Genomic DNA, 17232 nt, shown 5'->3' with positions numbered 1-17232 from the left:
GCCGCGACGAAAGTCTGCGGGGCGATGTCGATTCCACTCGGCGCGGTCCACCGCGCCAGGGCTTCGACCGCCACCGGGGTCCGCCCGGGGAGGCGCACGACCGGCTGGTAGGCGAGCCTGAACCCGTCGGGAACACCACCGCGGGCGCGCCGCAGCGCAGTCGGGAAATCGTCCTGAAGGCCGGTGGATGGTTGGTAGATCACCGCGGTGTCCTTGCCGAGCCGCTTTCCGGCATACATCGAGATGTCGGCCCGCCTCAACAGATCGTCCGACGTCTGGTCCAGCCCGTCAGCATCGGACCGGACCAGCCCCATGCTGGCCCGCACCCGCAGCGACGAGCCGTGCACCGCGAAGGGGTCCCGCAGCGCCACCCGCAGCCGGTCGGCGACGATCTCCGGCTCATCCGCCTCACCTTCGATCAGGATCGCGAACTCGTCACTGCCGATGCGCGCCAAGGTATCCGCAGCGGTGATGCACCGTGTGAGGCGCTCGCCCACCGCGCGCAACAGATCGTCACCCGCGGCGTGTCCGAACCGGTCGTTGACCTCTTTGAAGTCGTCGAGATCGACGAAAATCAGCACAAAACGGCCGTCGCGGATCGCCTCGTCGAGCCGTTGACCGAACAGCAGGCGGTTGGGTAGTCCGGTCAGTGCGTCGTGGTGGACCTGATAGGCCAACCCCCGCTGGGCCCAGTACAACCGTTGGGTCAGTAGGTGCTGGGCACGCATCGCCACCACCTGGCGCACCGCGACCAGCAACCCCATCATCACCGTCAGACTGACGACGAATGTGGTCAACTGCCGCCCGGTGATCACTTGGAAGGCGAAAAGCTATGCTACACCGCAGGAATCCGATGTACGGGAGGATCAGCTGCGCCCAGTCCATCCCGGGGTTCTGGCCGAGCTCCGCATCGGGCTGTCGCGGTGCCGGGGAGAGCATCGCGTAGGCCAGGATCAGCGGCCCGAGCACCAGACCGACCACGGCCCGCCGCTGACCGCTTTCGGACTCCACCGATTCGAAGTAGGCGACCAGCCGGTCGCAGGAGGCCATGGTCACGATGCCGCGGCCAGCAGCAGGTAGTTCGCCCGAAACGGGCGTTCCGGACTGTAGACCATCGTGATCACCACCGCCGCGACCACCACGACCAGTCCAGCGAGCGCGAACCCGACTTCGATCACCGGGTTCTCCGACCGCGGCAGTGAGGCGGTCGACCCGACGCCGAAATCCCCGATCGCACACAGGATCAGAAACGCCACCGCCGCCACGACGCCGTCGAGAACGGTGATGTCCCTGGAGTGCCGCAACGCGTCGTCCCGCGGTTCGGTGACGCCGCCGCTGGAACGCACCAGCACCACCACCGATGCCAGCGCGAACACCGGGCACAGCGAGTAGGCGATGTCCCCGCCGGGAAGAGCGGGCCGTGACCCGTGCCGGCGCCACCGAGCCACCACAGCACCTGACCGACCAGCCACGACGTCAACCCAGCCGCGAGGAGCAGTCGCCACCAGCGCGCCGGGCCGTCCACCCGCATACCGACGACGAGGCCGCAGACCACCGCCCCCAGTCCCGTGACCAACTGGAGCATCGCTTCCCCGCGCTGAGCCGCCTCGTCTCCCCACGGCGCCAGTGCGTTGACCGACACCAGCGCAGTGACGATCGCGAACAGCCAAAGGCGCAGCTGGTTCGACGTGACCAGCCCCTCCCTCCGCTACGGGCACCGCCCCCGTTCAGGGTTGACCTTTGACCGTAGCTAACCGGAGGCGATCATTCCGACAGATGCCAGAGCCAACACCATGCCGATCGCCTGCCAGCGGGTCACGCGCTCGCGCAGGACCAGGATCGCCAGCAGGACAGTCGCGGCCGGATAGAGCGCGATCAGGACACCGGCCAGCGACAACATCGCCGACTGCAGGGCCAGCAGAGTGGCGACGTTGGCGATCGTGTCCAGCACACCGGCGAACACCGCCAACCGCAGCGGGATCCCCCGCTCGAGCACCAGGTTCGCCGTGACGACGGCGGCCAGCAGCACGATGGCCGTCGCCGCGATCCGCCCGAACACCAGCGGCCACAGCTCGGCCTCGGGCGGCACCTGATCGAGGACGACGAAGTTCATCCCGAACGCCACCCCGGCACCGACGGTCAGCCACGCCACCTTCACGGTGAACCTGTGCGGTCTGACGTCCTCGTCGGTCGCCTCGCGGCTGACCAGAACGACCGCGGCCAGCGCCAGCGCCACGCCGACGAGGGCGATCACCCCGGGCCGCTCCCCTAGCGCCAGCCCGAAACCCACCGGGATCCCGGCGACCAGGATCGCCGTCAGCGGCGACACCACCGAGATTGGCCCCGATCCCAGCGCGGCGTAGAACCACCACACACCGAACGCCTGGGCCACCCCGGACAACAGGCCCCACACCACGGCGGGGGTGTCGATCTGACCCCCGAACGGCACCGCGATGACGACCAGGAGCACCAGCGCCACCGGGTAGGACACCAGCACCACCCGCAGGGCTGCCACCCGTCGTGACGCGATACCGCCGACGAAGTCGCTGACGCCGTATCCCAGCGCCGCGATCAGCGCAGTGAGGACGCCGGTCAGGAGGTCATGCCCTTGACGCGACGACCCAGTTCCCGGGTGACCTCACGCTCGGCGTCACGACGGGCCAGATCCTGGCGCTTGTCGTGCGCTTGCTTGCCGCGGGCCAACGCCAACTCCACCTTCACCCGCCCGCCGGTGAAGTACAGCGACAGCGGGACCAGGGTCAGGTTGCCGTCGCGGATCTTGCCGATCAGGTTGTCGATCTCACGGCGGTGCAGCAACAGCTTGCGATTCCGCCGCGGCGCGTGGTTGGTCCAGCTGCCGTGGTGATACTCCGGGATGTGCAGGTTGCGCAGCCAGATCTCGCCGTCGTCGACGGTGGCGAACGCATCGGCCAGCGACGCCTGACCCTCGCGCAGGCTCTTGACCTCGGTGCCGACCAGCGCGACCCCGGCCTCGAACGTCTCGAGGATCGCATAGTTGTGCCTGGCCTTGCGGTTGGTGGCAACCACCTGGTTGTTGCTGTCCTTGGCCGTCTTGGCCTTCTTCACCACGGCTACCTTCGTACGTACAGTCGCAACGTCGCATACGCCGTCACCCCGGCCATCGCCACACCCACCAACAGCAGGATCGGCGCGATGTAGAGGATGTCGGCGTAGTCGATCCTGGCGATCAGATTGGCCTGGTAGAACTGGTCGAGCGCGTTCTCCAGGAACAGTGCGCGCACCGCGATCAGGCCCACGATCGAGATCAGCACGCCGATCAGCGCGGCCAGCATCGCCTCCACCAGGAACGGCAGCTGGGTGTACCAGCGGCTCGCGCCGACCAGGCGCATGATTCCGATCTCGGTGCGGCGGGTGTAGGCGGCGACTTGGACCATGTTGGCGATCAGCAACACCGCACCGATCGCCTGCACCAGCGCCACCGCGAACGCGGCGTTGGACAGCCCGTCGAGCACCGCGAACAACCGGTCGATCAGGTCCTTCTGGTTCAGGACATTGAGCACGCCCGGTTGGCCCACCATGGCCTCGTCGAAGTCCTGGTGCTGCTCGGGGTCTTCGAGCCGCACCACGAAGGACGCCGGGAACGCGTCCCGGCCGGCGACATCCTTGTACTGGGGGAACTTCTGGATCGCGTCGTCAAATGCCTCGTCGCGGTTCAGGAAGCGCACCGACCGCACGTCGTCACGGTCCTCGATCGCCTGCCGCAGCGCCACACACGGGTCGGCGTCGCAGTTCGGATCGTTGGCCGAGACGTCGTTGGTGAGGAAGACCTGGCTCTCCACCCGGTCGAGATAGATGTCGCGCGACTGGTCGGCCAGGCGCACCACCAGCAGCCCGCCGCCGAGCAGACCGATGGAGATCGCCGTGGTGAGGATCATCGCGACGGTCATCGTCACGTTGCGACGAAGCCCGGTCAGGACCTCGTTGATCAGGAAGCCGAAGCGCACTTAACGGTCCATTCCGTAGACGCCGCGCTGTTCGTCACGAACCAGCCGGCCGAGTTCGAGTTCGACGACCCGCTGGCGCATCGAGTCGACGATGTGATGGTCGTGGGTGGCCATCAGCACTGTCGTGCCCGTGCGGTTGATCCGCTCGAGCAGGTCCATGATGTCCTTGCTGGTGTCGGGGTCCAGGTTGCCGGTCGGCTCGTCGGCCAGCAGCACCAGCGGCCGGTTCACGAACGCCCGGGCGATCGCGACGCGCTGCTGCTCACCGCCGGACAACTCCGCGGGCAGCCTGTTGGCCTTGCCGGACAGCCCCACCATCTCGAGAACGTCGGGAACCACCCGGTTGATGGTGTCGGCGCGCTTGCCGATCACCTCCAGCGCGAAGGCGACGTTCTCGAACACCGTCTTCTGCTGCAGCAGCCGGAAGTCCTGGAACACACAGCCCATGACCTGCCGCAGGCCGGGGATGTGGCGTCCGGACAGCTTGTTGACGTGGAACTTGGAGACCCGGATGTCTCCGGAGGACGGCTGGTCCTCGGCCAGCAGCAGCCGCATGAACGTGGACTTGCCGGATCCGGACGGCCCGATGAGGAAGACGAACTCACCCTTGTCGATCTTGACCGAGATGTTGTCGAGCGCTGGACGTGCCGACGACTTGTACTGCTTTGACACATGGTCGAGGGTGATCATCACGGCACGCCAGTGTAGCGGGCAGACATCCGATTACCTCGGCACTACTGCGGGGGCACCGTGGTCGGCGTTGCCGGGCCCGGCGGTGCGGGCGCCCCCGGGGACGGCGGCGTCGGCGCCGGGGTGACGGTCTCCGGGGTCAGCGGCCCCGGTCCGTCGGGGTCGACGGTCGTTGGATCGTCAGGCCCTTCGGGGGTCGGCGTCTCCCCCGGCGAGGTCGTCGGCGTCGTCGGCGTCGTCGGACTGGTCGTCACCTCCGGCGTGGTCTCCTCCGTGGTGGTTTCCTCTTGTGTAGGTGCGGGTTCGCGGGTGCGCACGTTCGTCCGCGGCACCCAGGTGTAGTTCGGGTCGGGTACGAAACCGGGCGGCACGATCGCCGAATCCGGCACCGACGGCGGCTGGGCCGGCGGCTCGTAAGCCTGCGAGACCCAGGACAGCGCGATGAAGGCGAGGATGAGGCCCGCCGTCGACGTGCGGATCCGACCGCCCGGCATGTAGCGGGGCCACCCGCGGTCCTCCCGGCGCCAATGACTCAGCTTCTCCCCGAGGTTCATTGCTTGGCCTCCGCCCGGCCCTGGGCCTGCTCGGCCTGCCCGGCGATGGTGTCCACCGTCGGCGGGTGGTCGCTGGTGGCGATGCCGGCGCGGTTGAGGGCCGCGATGATGCGGATGCGCAGGCGGCGGCCGACTTCGTACTGTTTGCCGGGCAGCGTCCGGGCCACCATCCGCAGGTTGACGGTGTCCAGCTCGATGCTCTCCACACCCATCAGCTGCGGGGTGTCCAGCAGAAGTGCGCTGAGGCCCTCGTCTTCCATCGCGTCCACGCCGACGGCGTGCAGCAGTTCGTTGACCCGGTTGAGGTCGGCGGTGGTGGGCACCGGGATGTCGACGACGGCCCGCGCCCAGTCCTTCGACATGTTCAGCGACCGGACGATGTTGCCGTTCGGGACGGTCCACACCTCGCCCTCGCTGGTGCGCAGTTTGGTCACGCGCAGGGTGACCTCCTCGACGGTGCCCTCGGCCTCGTTGGGCGCGCCCAACATGTTGACCTGCACCAGGTCCCCGAAGCCGTACTGGCGTTCGGTGATGATGAAGAACCCGGCCAGCAGATCCTGCACCAGCTTCTGGGCACCGAAACCGAGCGCCGCGCCGAGCACCGCCGCTGGCGCGACCAGGGAACCCACGGGAACGTTGACCACGTCGGTGATCTCGACCGCAACCACGACGAACAGGATCGCGATCGACACCCACGAGATCACTGAGGCCACAGCTTGGCGGTGCTTGGCGCTCTCGGAGCGCACCAACTGGTCGCTTTCCTGGTACTCGGCATCGATGCGCCGCGTCACCCGGCGCGCGATCCAGCTGATGAACCGGGCGGCCAGCAGCGCGCCGATGACCAGCAGGGCGATCTGTAATCCCTGCGTCAGCAGCCATGCGCCGATTTCACCGTGCCAGAAACTGCGCCAGCCCTCGGCGACGTTCATGGCTTGATAGGTACTAGTCGTCATCTTTTCTGTTGCGCCACCGAATCCCGGCTTCCAGGAAGCCGTCGATGTCTCCGTCCAGCACGGCGGCTGGATTTCCGACCTCGTACTCGGTGCGCAGATCCTTCACCATCTGGTAGGGGTGCAACACGTAGGAACGCATCTGGTTACCCCAGGAGCTGCCGCCGTCGCTCTTGAGGGCGTCCATCTCGGCCCGCTCTTCTAAACGCTTGCGTTCCAATAACTTTGCCTGAAGCACGCGCATCGCCGACACTTTGTTCTGCAACTGCGACTTCTCGTTCTGACAGGTGACGACGATACCGGTCGGGACGTGGGTGAGTCGAACAGCGGAGTCGGTGGTGTTCACCGACTGACCGCCGGGCCCACTGGAGCGGTAGACGTCCACCCGGACGTCGCCCTCGGGGATCTCGATGTGATCGGTGGTATCGACGACGGGCAGCACCTCGACGTCCGCGAACGACGTCTGACGGCGATTCTGGTTGTCGAACGGGCTGATGCGCACCAGTCGGTGGGTGCCTTGCTCGACCGAGAGGTTCCCGTACGCATAGGGCGCGTGCACGGCGAAGGTCGCGCTCTTGATGCCGGCTTCCTCGGCGTAAGAGGTGTCGAACACCTCGACGCCGTAATTGTGCTGCTCAGCCCACCGGATGTACATCCGCATCAGCATCTCGGCCCAGTCGGCGGCGTCCACTCCGCCCGCGCCCGACCGGATGGTGACGACGGCTTCGCGCTCGTCGTACTCACCGGAGAGCAGGGTGCGCACCTCCATCGCCGCGATGTCCTCACGCAGCTGGGCGAGCTCGGCGTCGGCATCGACGAGTGCAGAGTCGCCCTCCGCCCCCGCCTCCTCGCCGGCCAGCTCGTAGAGCACCGGCAGGTCCTCGAGGCGCCCGCGCAGCTCCTCGACGCGCCGCAACTCTCCCTGGGCGTGCGAGAGCTCGCTGGTCACCTTCTGGGCGTGCGCCTGGTCGTCCCACAGGTTCGGGTCGGACGCCTGCTGCTCCAGCATCTCGATGCGACCGCGAAGCGCCTCGACATCGAGAACCCGCTCCACCGTGGTGAGCGTGGTGTCGAGGCTGGCGATGTCGCTTTGACGGTCAGGATCCACGGGAGTTCAGGGTACTCACCGTGTCGGCGGCAAACGCTCATCGGCATGTTCTCGGAAAATCAGGCCCGATTCCGGACGACCCTCGCGGAATGCCGTGTCTGAGGTTCCTCGCGATCTAGCATCGGGATGGAACCTCGCCCGGCCGCGTCGCGACAGCCCCTTGCGCGTGACCGGGCAGCGACAGAAGGCAGCCCTACATGCCCGAAAACCGGCCCTACCATGTGGCCATCGTCGGCTCAGGACCCTCGGGGTACTTTGCCGCCGCGTCCCTGCTGAAGTTCGCCGACTCCGACGGCGACCGCGACGTGCGCGTCGACATGCTGGAGATGTTGCCGACCCCGTTCGGGTTGGTGCGCTCGGGCGTGGCCCCCGACCATCCGAAGATCAAGTCGGTCAGCGCCCAGTTCGAGAAGACGGCGATGGATCCGCGATTCCGCTTCTTCGGCAACGTCGCCGTCGGTGAGCATGTGCAGCCGGGCGAGCTGGCCGAGCGTTATGACGCCGTCGTCTACGCCACCGGTGCGCAGTCGGATCGGTCGCTGGGAATCCCGGGCGAAGATCTTCCGGGCAGCGTGGCCGCCGTCGACTTCGTCGGTTGGTACAACGCGCACCCTCACTTCGGCGAGATCGCGCCCGACCTGACGACCGGACGTGCCGTGGTGATCGGCAACGGCAACGTCGCGCTGGACGTCGCGCGCATCCTCGTCAGCGACCCCGACGTGCTGGCCGCCACCGACATCGCCGACCACGCGCTGGAGTCGCTGCACGGTCGCGGCGTGGAAGAGGTGCTGGTGGTGGGTAGGCGCGGTCCGCTGCAGGCCCCGTTCACCACGATGGAACTGCGAGAGCTCGGCGAACTCGAAGCGCTCGGCGACGTCGACATCATCGTCGACCCCGCCGACCTGGCGGACATCACCGACGACGATCTCGAGGCAGCGGACAGGACGGTGCGCAACAACATCAAGGTCTTGCGCGGGTATGCGGAGAACACACCCGCAGGCGCGACACGTCGCATCGTGTTCCGCTTCTGCACCTCGCCGATCGAGATCAGAGGCCAGGAGCGGGTCGAGTCGGTCGTGCTCGGCTGCAACGAACTGGTCAGCGACGCCCATGGCCGGGTGAGCGCCAAGGACACCGGCGAACGTAACGAGGTGGCGGCACAGCTGGTGGTGCGGGCGGTCGGTTACCGGGGTATGCCCACACCGGGGTTGCCGTTCGACGAGCGCGCCGGGACCATCCCGCACGTCGACGGGCGGGTCGCGGGCAGCCGCAACGAATACGTCGCCGGCTGGATCAAGCGCGGCCCCAGCGGCGTGATCGGCACCAACAAGAAGGACTCCCAGGCCACCGTCAACACCCTGCTCGAAGACTTGAGCACCGCCGAACTGGCCGACTTCGGCGCCGACCACGCCGATCAGCTGGCGAGGTGGCTGGTGGAGCGGCAGCCGAAGGTGGTGACCGACGACCACTGGAAGCTGATCGACGAACACGAACGCTCGGCGGGCGAAGGGTCCGGGCGGCCCCGGGTGAAGCTGACGAGCCTGGCGGACCTGCTCCGCATCGGACACGGCTGACGGGTCAGGGACCCTGCATCGGCGGCGGGGGCGCGGGCTGCGGCGCGAACGCCCACTTCTCGGGATTGCCGGGCGAGTACACCACCTCGAACAGCTGACCCATGGTGGGCCAGTTGTTCACGTCGACGGCCATCCGGGTGTAGACGGTGTACTCGTTGACGGTCGCGCCGTTGATCACCCCGGTGATGGTGACGTACTGCTCACCCTCCACGCCGGGCCGCGGGCTGACCCCGGTGACGACCATGGTGCCCGGCACCCAGTCGTTGCCGACGCCGCGTTTTCGCCGGATCCACGGCGCGAGGAGCAGCGCCAGCGCGCCGACGAGCAGGAGGAGGATCGCGAGTTCGGCCACCCCCACATGGTAGGACGGCAGGTATGAACACCCTGCTGGACGACATGGCGCTGGCGCTCGAGTTGGCCGACGAGGCCGACTCGCTGACGATGCAGCGCTTCGGGGCGGTGGACCTGCGCGTGCAGACCAAGCCCGACATGACACCGGCGACCGACGCCGATCTCGACGCCGAGACGCTGCTGCGCAAGCGGCTCGCGCACCGTCGGCCCCAGGACTCGGTGTTCGGTGAGGAGTTCGGCGGCACCAGGGAATTCATCGGTCGGCAGTGGGTGATCGACCCGATCGACGGCACCAAGAACTTCGTCCGGGGGGTGCCGGTGTGGGCGACGTTGATCGCGTTGCTCGTCGACGGCGTGCCGGTGGTCGGCGTGGCCAGTGCACCCGCGCTGGGCCGGCGGTGGTGGGCCGGCGAGGGGCAGGGTGCGTTCACCTCGTTCGGTGGCACCGCCAGGAAGATCTCGGTCTCGGAGGTCAGTGCGCTCGATGCGGCGAGCCTGTCGTTCTCCGATCTGTCCACCGGCTGGGACGAGGACCGGCCGAAGCTGATCGACCTCACCGACGCCGTGTGGCGCACTCGCGGTTACGGCGACTTCTGGTCGTACTGCCTGGTCGCAGAAGGCGCCGTCGACATCGCCGTGGAGCCGGAGGTGAAGGTCTGGGATCTCGCACCGCTGGACATCCTGGTGCGCGAGGCCGGTGGCCGGTTCACGAATCTGACCGCCGACCCGGGTCCGCACGGTGGCAGCGCGGTGGCGACCAACGGGTTGCTGCACGACGAGGTCCTGGCCCGCCTGGCGGTGTGAGGTCCATTACAAGTCGGTGACCCTTACTGGCGAGTCAGTTCCAGTACCTTACTGTGGAGTCAGTTGCGCGATCGCGCATCCCGAAACACCACACGAGGGCAGCTGCCAATGACGAACACCCTGCCTCCCAAACGGAGCGGCCACGAGAGCGCCGTAGGCCTCCAGAAGCACAAGCGCACGGTGATCGACGTGGGGATGGCCCTGCTCACACCGCTCATGGGCCAGGAGTTCCTGGACAGGTACAACCTGCGTGACCCGCTCAACCGCGGCATCAAATACGGCGTCAAGCATGGCTTCTCCGCTGCCGGCGCCACGACCCGGCAGTTCAAGCGGATCCAGGGCCTGGGCAAGCCGGCCACCCGGCTGAAGACAGGCGGGTCGGACTACTTCGACCTGACCCCCGACGACGACCAGAAGATGATCGTCGAGACGGTCAACGAGTTCGCCGAAGAGATCCTGCGGCCTGCCGCCCACGATGCCGACGACGCCGCGACCTACCCGGCGGATCTGTTCGCGAAGGCTGCCGAACTGGGCATCACCGCGATCAACGTTCCGGAGGACTTCGACGGCATCGCCGAGCACCGCAGCACCGTCACCAACGCGCTCGTCGCCGAGGCACTGGCCTACGGCGACATGGGATTGGCGCTGCCGATCCTGGCCCCCGGCGGCGTCGCCGCCGCGCTCACCCACTGGGGCAGCGCCGACCAGCAGGCCACCTACCTCGAGGAGTTCGCCGGGGAGAACGTGCCGCAGGCCTGTTTGGCGATCGCTGAGCCGCATCCGCTGTTCGACCCCACCGCGCTGAAGACGACGGCGGTGCGCACCCCGAGCGGATACCGGCTCGACGGGGTCAAGTCGCTGGTCCCGGCCGCCGCGGATGCCGAGTTGTTCATCATCGCGGCCCAGCTCAACGGCAAGCCGGCGCTGTTCATCGTCGAGGCGTCGTCGCAGGGACTGACGGTCAAGGCGGACCCGAGCATGGGGATCCGCGCCGCCGCGCTCGGCCGGGTGGAGCTGGACAAGGTCACGGTGCCGGTGAGCGCGCGACTGGGCGAGGACGGCGCGAACGACCGGGATTACTCCGAGGCGATCGCGCTGTCCCGGCTGGGCTGGGCGGCGCTGGCCGTCGGCACCTCGCACGCGGTGCTCGACTACGTGGTCCCCTACGTCAAGGAGCGCGAAGCCTTCGGCGAACCGATCGCCCGCAGGCAGTCGGTGGCGTTCATGTGCGCCAACATCGCCATCGAGCTCGATGGGTTGCGGCTGATCACCTGGCGGGGAGCAGCGCGCGCGGAGCAGGGCCTGTCATTCGCCCGCGAGGCGGCCCTGGCCAAGAAGCTCGGCACCGACAAGGGCATGCAGATCGGCCTCGACGGCGTGCAGCTGCTCGGCGGCCACGGCTTCACCAAGGAACACCCGGTCGAGCGCTGGTACCGCGATCTGCGTGCCATCGGCGTCGCCGAAGGTGTTGTGGTCCTTTGATTCCCACCGGCCCTGACGAGAAGAGACTGACATGGCGATAAATCTGGAACTGCCGAAGAAGCTGCAGGCGGTGGTGGAGAAGGGACATCAGGGCGCAGCCCAGATCCTGCGACCGATCTCGCGCAAGTACGACGCCAAGGAACACGCCTACCCCGTCGAACTGGACACCGTCGCGACCTTGTTCGAGGGCATCTCGGAGGCCAAGACGATCTCGTTCGCCGGTGCCGAGGCTTTCCGTGACGGCGATGACGGCCCGAAGGGCAACGTCAACGGCGGCAACATGTCCGCTGTCCTCAACATTGTTGAGGTCAGCTGGGGCGACGTCGCGCTGGTGCTGTCGATCCCCTTCCAGGGGCTGGGCAATGCGGCGATCTCCGGTGTCGCGACCGACGAGCAGCTCGAGCGACTCGGCAAGGTGTGGGCCGCGATGGCGATCACCGAACCGGATTTCGGTTCCGACTCGGCTGCGGTGTCGACCACCGCCAAGCTCGACGGCGACGAGTACGTGATCAACGGGGAGAAGATCTACGTCACCGCCGGTTCTCGCGCGACGCACATCGTGGTCTGGGCGACTCTCGACAAGTCCAAGGGCCGGGCGGCGATCAAGTCGTTCATCGTGCCCCGCGAGCACCCCGGCGTCACCGTCGAGCGCCTCGAGCACAAGCTCGGCATCAAGGCCTCCGACACCGCCGCGATCCGCTTCGACAACGTCCGCATCCCCAAGGACAACCTGCTGGGCAACCCCGACGTCAACGTGGAGAAGGGTTTTGCCGGGGTCATGGAGACCTTCGACAACACCCGGCCCGTCGTGGCCGGCATGGCCGTGGGCATCGCGCGCGCCGCACTCGAGGAGCTCCGCAAGATCCTCACCGCCGCGGGCATCGAGATCTCCTACGACAAACCCGCACACGCCCAGAGCGCTGCGGCGGCGGAGTTCCTGCGCATGGAGGCCGACTGGGAGTCCGGCTATCTGCTGACCCTGCGGTCGGCGTGGCAGGCGGACAACAGGATCCCGAACTCGAAGGAAGCGTCGATGGGCAAGGCCAAGGCCGCCCGCGTGGCCAGCGACATCACGCTCAAGACAGTGGAACTGGCCGGCACCACGGGCTACTCCGAGCATGCTCTCCTGGAGAAGTGGGCCCGCGACTCGAAGATCCTCGACATCTTCGAGGGCACCCAGCAGATCCAGCAGCTGGTGGTCGCGCGCCGCCTGCTCGGCCTGTCATCGGCTGAACTGAAGTAACCGCGGGCACCGCTTGTTACGGTGCGCTCGTGGAGCATCGCATCACCTGCCCGTCGTGTGAGGCGATGTGTGGCCTGCGGGTCACCGTTGAGGCGGGGACGGTCGGTGCCGTTCGGGGCAACCCCGACGATGTGTGGTCCCGCGGGCACCTCTGCGCCAAGGGCGCGTCGCTGCAGCAGATCCACCACGACCCCGACCGGCTGCGGCAACCGCTGGTACGGACGCGCGACGGTGAGCATGTCGAGGTCTCCTGGGACGACGCGCTCGCCGAGGCGGAGGCGGTGTTGCGGCCGGTTCTGGACCGCCATGGCGCCGCGGGGGTTTCGGTGTACATCGGCAACCCGGTCGCGCACAACCTCGGGCTGGAGACCTACGTCGGCGCGCTGGTGGGGATGGCCGGCGCGGCAGGGATGCCCGCGTACTACACCCGGGCACCGTCGATCAGTGGCCGCTCAACGTCGTGAGCGCGCTGCTGTTCGGCGGCATGTGGAATGCACCCATCCCCGACCTGGACCGCACCGACCACCTGATGATGTTGGGCGCCAACCCTTCTGCCTCGCAGGGTTCGATGCTCTCGGCGCCGGACATCATGGGTCGGCTCGCGGCGATCCGGGAGCGCGGCGGCACCGTGGTGGTCGTCGACCCGCGGCGGACGCAGACGGCGCGGCGCGCCCGAAGTCCTGGGTCAGTTCCCGGTCAGCTGCCTGGCAGAAGAGATCGACACACCGGGTGACGGCCAGATCCGCGCCCTGATCACCGTGGCCGGCAATCCGGCCGTCTCCGCACCCGGGCACGCCGGCTCGACGCGGCGCTGGGCGGGCTGGACGCGATGATCTCGGTGGACAACTGGCTCAACGAGACGACCCGGCACGCCCATGTGGTGCTTCCGGGGCTGTCCCCGCTGGAGCGCGCGCACTGCGACGACCTGTACTGGATGTACGCCATCGCGTCGTGCGTGAAATGGTCCGACCCGGTGCTGGCTCCGCCGGCCGGGCGACCCCAGGAGTGGGAGATCATGCTGCGACTGGCGGGAGCACTGCTCGGCACGCCGCTGCCCGACGTCGACGTTCCAGCGATGGACGACCTGTACACCCAGGGCATCATCTACACCGCCTGCCAGGCTGCCGACACTCCCCTGTTCGGCCGCGATCCCGAGGAGGTCTTCGCCGCACTGCGAGGCTGGGGGCCCGGGGGGATGATCGATCTCGGCGTCCGGGTCGGGCCGTGGGGCGAGGACCTCGGACGTCGCCCCGGCGGCCTCACCCTCGAAGAGGTACGCCGCCAACCCGACGGACTGCGGTTGGGCGAGCTCGAAGGCGGTCGCCTGAACGAAGTGCTCACCACGCCGTCGGGACGCATCGAACTGATGCACCCGCTGCTGGCTGCCGACATTCCGCGACTGCACGCTGCTGATCAAGCCCACCACGCCGCTCGGCTCGGGGTGACGGACGGACACCTGATCGACGTCTGCACCACCGAGGGTTCGATCCGGGTGGTCGCCGAAGTCACCGACGAGATGATGGCCGGCGTGGTGTCACTACCCCGCGGCTGGGGTCACGGTGTCGACGGGACCCGGCTCGACGTCGCCAACGCCCATCCGGCGCCAACACGAACATGCTCAACCCTGCTGTGCTGATTGATGTTCCGAGCAACACCCAGGTCGTCAACAGCGTACCGTGCTCGGTCGCGCCGGTGAGCGTCGGGGCCGACTGAACGCCGCTCAGAACCCGTCGTGGACGACGACGCGGGTGCGCCCGGTGACGCCGCCGCCGACGATGCTGCCGAGGACGTCGGAGACATCGCGCACCGGGACGTCGCGGGTGATGCGGGTCAGGTGACGCGGCTGCAGTCCCGCCTCGATCTGACCCCAGACCTCGCGGCGTGCTCCGATGGGCAGCAGCACCGAGTCGATACCTGCCAACGTCACCCCGCGCAGGATGAACGGCAGCACGGTGGCCGGCAGATCCGCCGACCCGGCGAGCCCCGAAATAGCTGCCACACCGGCGTAATTCAGCGTGCTCAGCGCGTAGGCCAGGGTCTTGCCGCCGACACAGTCGACGACGGCGGCCCAACGCGACTTGCCCAATGGGCGCACCTTGTCCTCGGGGCCGGGGATCCGGTCGATGACCTCTGCGGCCCCCAACTCACGCAACAGATCGTGCGCCTCGGCCTTGCCGGTCGACGCCACCACCTCGTAGCCCAGGCCGGCGAGCAGGTCGACGCTGACGCTGCCCACCCCGCCGGTGGCGCCCGTGACCAGCACGGGCCCGTCGGACGGGCTGACACCGTGCGCGCGCACCGCGTTCACGCTCATCGCGGCGGTGAAGCCGGCGGTTCCGATTGCCGCCGCGTCGGCCGCGCTCAACGAGGTCAACTTGACCAGGAAGTCGGCGGGATACCGCGCCGTCTGCGCATAACCGCCGTGCCTGCCGGTGCCGATGTCCTGCCCGTGGGCGATCACGGTGTCACCGACGGCGAACTCGGGCGAGGTGCTCGCGGTGACCGTCCCCGCGACGTCGATGCCCGGGATCAACGGATAGCCGCGCGCCACTCCACCTTTCGGGGTGACAGCCAACGCGTCCTTGTAGTTCACGCTCGAGTACTCGACCCGGATCTCGACGTCGCCCTCGGGCAGGAACGATTCGTCGACCACCTCGTGGCGCAGCACGATTGCGCCTTCGGCGTCCTCGTGCGCGACCATCGCATTGATTTCCGTCATGACGGCCACCCTAGCCAGGGCGGTGGCAGAGAACGACAAAGCCCCCGACCACCGGCCGCCGGGGGCTTTGTTCGTCAGTACCGGATCAGAGCAGGTGCGCCTGCAGGTCGGGCTTCATGGCCTGCAGCTCGCGGCCCCAGTACGCCCAGTTGTGCGTGCCGGTGGCCGGGAAGTTGAACACACCGTTGCTACCGCCCGCGGCGATGTAGTTGTCGCGGAAGGTCTCGTTGGTGCGGATGGTCAGGCCCTCGAGGAAGGTCGCCGGCAGGTCGCCGCCGCCGAGCTCGTTGGGCTGGCCGTTACCGCAGTAGATCCAGATCCGGGTGCCGTTGGCGACGATCTGGGGAATCTGCACCATGGGGTCGTTGCGCTCCCAGGCGCTGTTCGGATCTTCCGTCCTGCCCCACATCTCGTTGGCATCGAAGCCGCCGGCATCACTCATCGAGATATTGATCAGGAAGGGCCACCATCCCTCCGACGGGTTCAGGAAGCCCGACATCGAGCTGGCGTAGGTGAACTGCTGGGGGTGGTACACCGACAGGATCAGCGATGCCGAGCCCGCCATGGACAGGCCGACTGCAGCGCTGCCGGTCGGCTTGACCGCCCGCTGCGAGGCCAGGAAGCCCGGCAGCTCCTGGGTCAGGAACGTCTCCCACTTGTAGGTGACGGTCGGGCCCTTGTTGGTGGCCGGCTGGTACCAGTCGGTGTAGAAGCTGGACTGGCCGCCGACGGGCATCACGATCGACAGCCCGGAGTCGAGGTACCACTCGAACGCCTGGGTGTTGATGTCCCAGCCGTTGAAGTCCTCCTGCGCGCGCAGACCGTCGAGCAGGTAGACCGCGGGCGAGTTCTCACCGCCGCTCTGGAACTGGATCTTGATGTCGCGTCCCATCGAGGGCGACGGCACCATCAGGTATTCGACCGGTAGACCCGGCCGGGAGAATGCTCCGGCAGTCGCCGACCCTCCGGTGAGGCCGACCAACGCGGGCAGCAGCGCCGCCGTCATGGTCGCAACGCCAATCCGGCGCGCCCAGGGCCCGCGAATCATGTCAAGAAGTCTCATACCGTCAATCCATCCATCTCCGGTTACCGCTTGGTGCGGTTTGTCCTTAGATTTTTCGGGCGGGCCGACGCAACCGTTACCACCGAGGCGATGGCTTGCCGCGCCGTCCCACCACTGCGCACTGCCGAATGGCGGCACAGTGAGCCGAAAATCTTCAGTTGTAGCGGTTCCAGTAAAGCATGTGACCACATGTGAGAAAGCCCGGCCACGCCGAACAGCCCACTTCCTGCAGGAAAACAAAACTGACGCCGCGGCCAATTGAGGTCCGGGCGCCGGCGAAATCACCGGCTGTCCCCGACGGCAGTGAGCAAATGCCAGGCCTCGTCCAGTTCCGCGAATGTAATGCATCCGTCATGGTGACCGTCGTCACACCAGACGTCGTCAGTAGGCTCCAGCGAATGGCGAGTGGCCCCTCCGGCGCAGGCAGGCTCTCCGCCGAGGACTGGATCCAGGCCGGTTACGCCCTGCTGGTGGACGACGGACTCGAGGCCCTCAAGATCGACCGGCTATGCGGCCGCCTCGGTGTCACCAAGGGAAGCTTCTACTGGCACTTCAAGGACATGGCGAGCTATCGAGCCGCCGTGGTCGAGGCGTGGGCCCAATTGCGGGACCGGGACCGCAGCCACTTCGGCGATCTCGCGGACGTGCCGGCCCGGGAGCGGCTCGCGCAGATGATGGCGTCACTTCTCGGCGAACGGCAGTGGGCCC

The 17232-nt window shown here is 67.7% G+C and carries 17 protein-coding genes and 1 pseudogene; 6 read left to right on the top strand and 12 right to left on the bottom strand.

Going from position 1 to position 17232, the window contains the following annotated elements:
- From WA944_RS12920 to prfB, 9 genes are all read right to left on the bottom strand, one after another.
- Positions 1-797 (bottom strand): diguanylate cyclase domain-containing protein (locus WA944_RS12920; RefSeq protein ID WP_526647007.1); only part of this gene is annotated, 797 nt, incomplete at its 3' end.
- A 255-nt stretch (positions 798-1052) separates the two neighbouring features.
- Positions 1053-1448, bottom strand: a complete 396-nt coding sequence (locus WA944_RS12915; RefSeq protein WP_526371225.1) for a hypothetical protein — start codon at positions 1446-1448, stop codon at positions 1053-1055.
- 302 nt (positions 1449-1750) lie between these two features.
- Positions 1751-2596, bottom strand: coding sequence for an EamA family transporter (locus WA944_RS12910; RefSeq protein ID WP_526371232.1), 846 nt, complete (start codon positions 2594-2596; stop codon positions 1751-1753).
- Positions 2593-3090 carry an SsrA-binding protein SmpB gene (gene smpB, locus WA944_RS12905; RefSeq protein ID WP_526371227.1) on the bottom strand — a complete coding sequence of 166 codons (498 nt, stop codon included), beginning with the start codon at positions 3088-3090 and terminating at the stop codon, positions 2593-2595. The genes WA944_RS12910 and smpB overlap by 4 nt, the downstream gene beginning before the upstream one ends.
- A gap of 2 nt (positions 3091-3092) precedes the next feature.
- The gene (gene ftsX / locus WA944_RS12900) at positions 3093-3986 is read right to left on the bottom strand and encodes a permease-like cell division protein FtsX (RefSeq protein ID WP_526371228.1); all 894 of its coding nucleotides are present in this window, start codon (positions 3984-3986) and stop codon (positions 3093-3095) included.
- Positions 3987-4676, bottom strand: coding sequence for a cell division ATP-binding protein FtsE (gene ftsE / locus WA944_RS12895; protein ID WP_163895844.1), 690 nt, complete (start codon positions 4674-4676; stop codon positions 3987-3989).
- A gap of 44 nt (positions 4677-4720) precedes the next feature.
- Positions 4721-5230: an Rv3103c family proline-rich protein gene (locus WA944_RS12890; protein WP_526608406.1), complete on the bottom strand. Its 510-nt coding sequence runs from the start codon at positions 5228-5230 to the stop codon at positions 4721-4723.
- Positions 5227-6183 carry a mechanosensitive ion channel family protein gene (locus WA944_RS12885; protein WP_526647006.1) on the bottom strand — a complete coding sequence of 319 codons (957 nt, stop codon included), beginning with the start codon at positions 6181-6183 and terminating at the stop codon, positions 5227-5229. Before WA944_RS12885 ends, WA944_RS12890 begins: the two co-directional genes overlap by 4 nt.
- The gene (gene prfB, locus WA944_RS12880; protein WP_526368400.1) at positions 6173-7288 is read right to left on the bottom strand and encodes a peptide chain release factor 2; all 1116 of its coding nucleotides are present in this window, start codon (positions 7286-7288) and stop codon (positions 6173-6175) included. Before prfB ends, WA944_RS12885 begins: the two co-directional genes overlap by 11 nt.
- Before the next feature lie 197 nt (positions 7289-7485).
- Between prfB and WA944_RS12875 the strand changes: the two genes are divergently transcribed.
- The gene (locus WA944_RS12875) at positions 7486-8862 is read left to right on the top strand and encodes an FAD-dependent oxidoreductase (RefSeq protein WP_526368398.1); all 1377 of its coding nucleotides are present in this window, start codon (positions 7486-7488) and stop codon (positions 8860-8862) included.
- Positions 8863-8866: 4 nt separating this feature from the next.
- On the opposite strand, the gene WA944_RS12870 is transcribed toward WA944_RS12875, so the two are convergent.
- Positions 8867-9214: a hypothetical protein gene (locus WA944_RS12870; protein WP_526368396.1), complete on the bottom strand. Its 348-nt coding sequence runs from the start codon at positions 9212-9214 to the stop codon at positions 8867-8869.
- 23 nt (positions 9215-9237) lie between these two features.
- Between WA944_RS12870 and hisN the strand changes: the two genes are divergently transcribed.
- The 4 genes and pseudogenes from hisN (at position 9238) to WA944_RS12850 (ending at position 14455) form a co-directional block, all read left to right on the top strand.
- Positions 9238-10017 (top strand): histidinol-phosphatase, encoded by a 780-nt coding sequence (gene hisN, locus WA944_RS12865; protein ID WP_526368394.1) that lies wholly within the window; start codon positions 9238-9240, stop codon positions 10015-10017.
- Positions 10018-10125: 108 nt separating this feature from the next.
- The gene (locus tag WA944_RS12860; RefSeq protein ID WP_526368392.1) at positions 10126-11499 is read left to right on the top strand and encodes an acyl-CoA dehydrogenase family protein; all 1374 of its coding nucleotides are present in this window, start codon (positions 10126-10128) and stop codon (positions 11497-11499) included.
- Positions 11500-11530: 31 nt separating this feature from the next.
- Positions 11531-12742: an acyl-CoA dehydrogenase family protein gene (locus WA944_RS12855; protein WP_526368390.1), complete on the top strand. Its 1212-nt coding sequence runs from the start codon at positions 11531-11533 to the stop codon at positions 12740-12742.
- A gap of 65 nt (positions 12743-12807) precedes the next feature.
- Positions 12808-14455, top strand: a pseudogene (locus tag WA944_RS12850) (molybdopterin-dependent oxidoreductase).
- A 7-nt stretch (positions 14456-14462) separates the two neighbouring features.
- Here WA944_RS12850 and WA944_RS12845 read toward each other — a convergent pair.
- Together WA944_RS12845 and WA944_RS12840 are read right to left on the bottom strand one after the other, a co-directional pair.
- Entirely contained in the window at positions 14463-15461 is a 999-nt protein-coding gene (locus tag WA944_RS12845) for an MDR family oxidoreductase (RefSeq protein WP_526368388.1), read from the bottom strand.
- Positions 15462-15546: 85 nt separating this feature from the next.
- A complete protein-coding gene (locus WA944_RS12840) occupies positions 15547-16524 on the bottom strand; it encodes an alpha/beta hydrolase (protein WP_526368386.1) in 978 nt (325 codons plus the stop codon).
- 398 nt (positions 16525-16922) lie between these two features.
- Here WA944_RS12840 and WA944_RS12835 point away from each other — a divergent pair.
- Positions 16923-17232: TetR/AcrR family transcriptional regulator (locus WA944_RS12835; RefSeq protein ID WP_526647005.1), on the top strand; the 310-nt coding region annotated here is incomplete at its 3' end.

This window comes from Mycobacterium sp. (assembly GCF_049683355.1).
GTDB lineage: Bacteria > Actinomycetota > Actinomycetes > Mycobacteriales > Mycobacteriaceae > Mycobacterium.
Note: the sequence above shows the minus strand (reverse complement) of the source record. Positions and strands in the feature narration are given on the sequence as shown.

Bases quoted from the DNA above. Each gene is read 5' to 3' on its own strand.
- ftsE (WP_163895844.1), bottom strand. From the start codon at position 4,676: ATGATCACCCTCGACCATGTGTCAAAGCAGTACAAGTCGTCGGCACGT.
- WA944_RS12890 (WP_526608406.1), bottom strand. From the start codon at position 5,230: ATGAACCTCGGGGAGAAGCTGAGTCATTGGCGCCGGGAGGACCGCGGG.
- WA944_RS12885 (WP_526647006.1), bottom strand. From the start codon at position 6,183: ATGACGACTAGTACCTATCAAGCCATGAACGTCGCCGAGGGCTGGCGC.
- WA944_RS12875 (WP_526368398.1), top strand. From the start codon at position 7,486: ATGCCCGAAAACCGGCCCTACCATGTGGCCATCGTCGGCTCAGGACCC.
- hisN (WP_526368394.1), top strand. From the start codon at position 9,238: ATGAACACCCTGCTGGACGACATGGCGCTGGCGCTCGAGTTGGCCGAC.
- WA944_RS12860 (WP_526368392.1), top strand. From the start codon at position 10,126: ATGACGAACACCCTGCCTCCCAAACGGAGCGGCCACGAGAGCGCCGTA.
- WA944_RS12855 (WP_526368390.1), top strand. From the start codon at position 11,531: ATGGCGATAAATCTGGAACTGCCGAAGAAGCTGCAGGCGGTGGTGGAG.
- WA944_RS12845 (WP_526368388.1), bottom strand. From the start codon at position 15,461: ATGACGGAAATCAATGCGATGGTCGCGCACGAGGACGCCGAAGGCGCA.
- WA944_RS12840 (WP_526368386.1), bottom strand. From the start codon at position 16,524: ATGAGACTTCTTGACATGATTCGCGGGCCCTGGGCGCGCCGGATTGGC.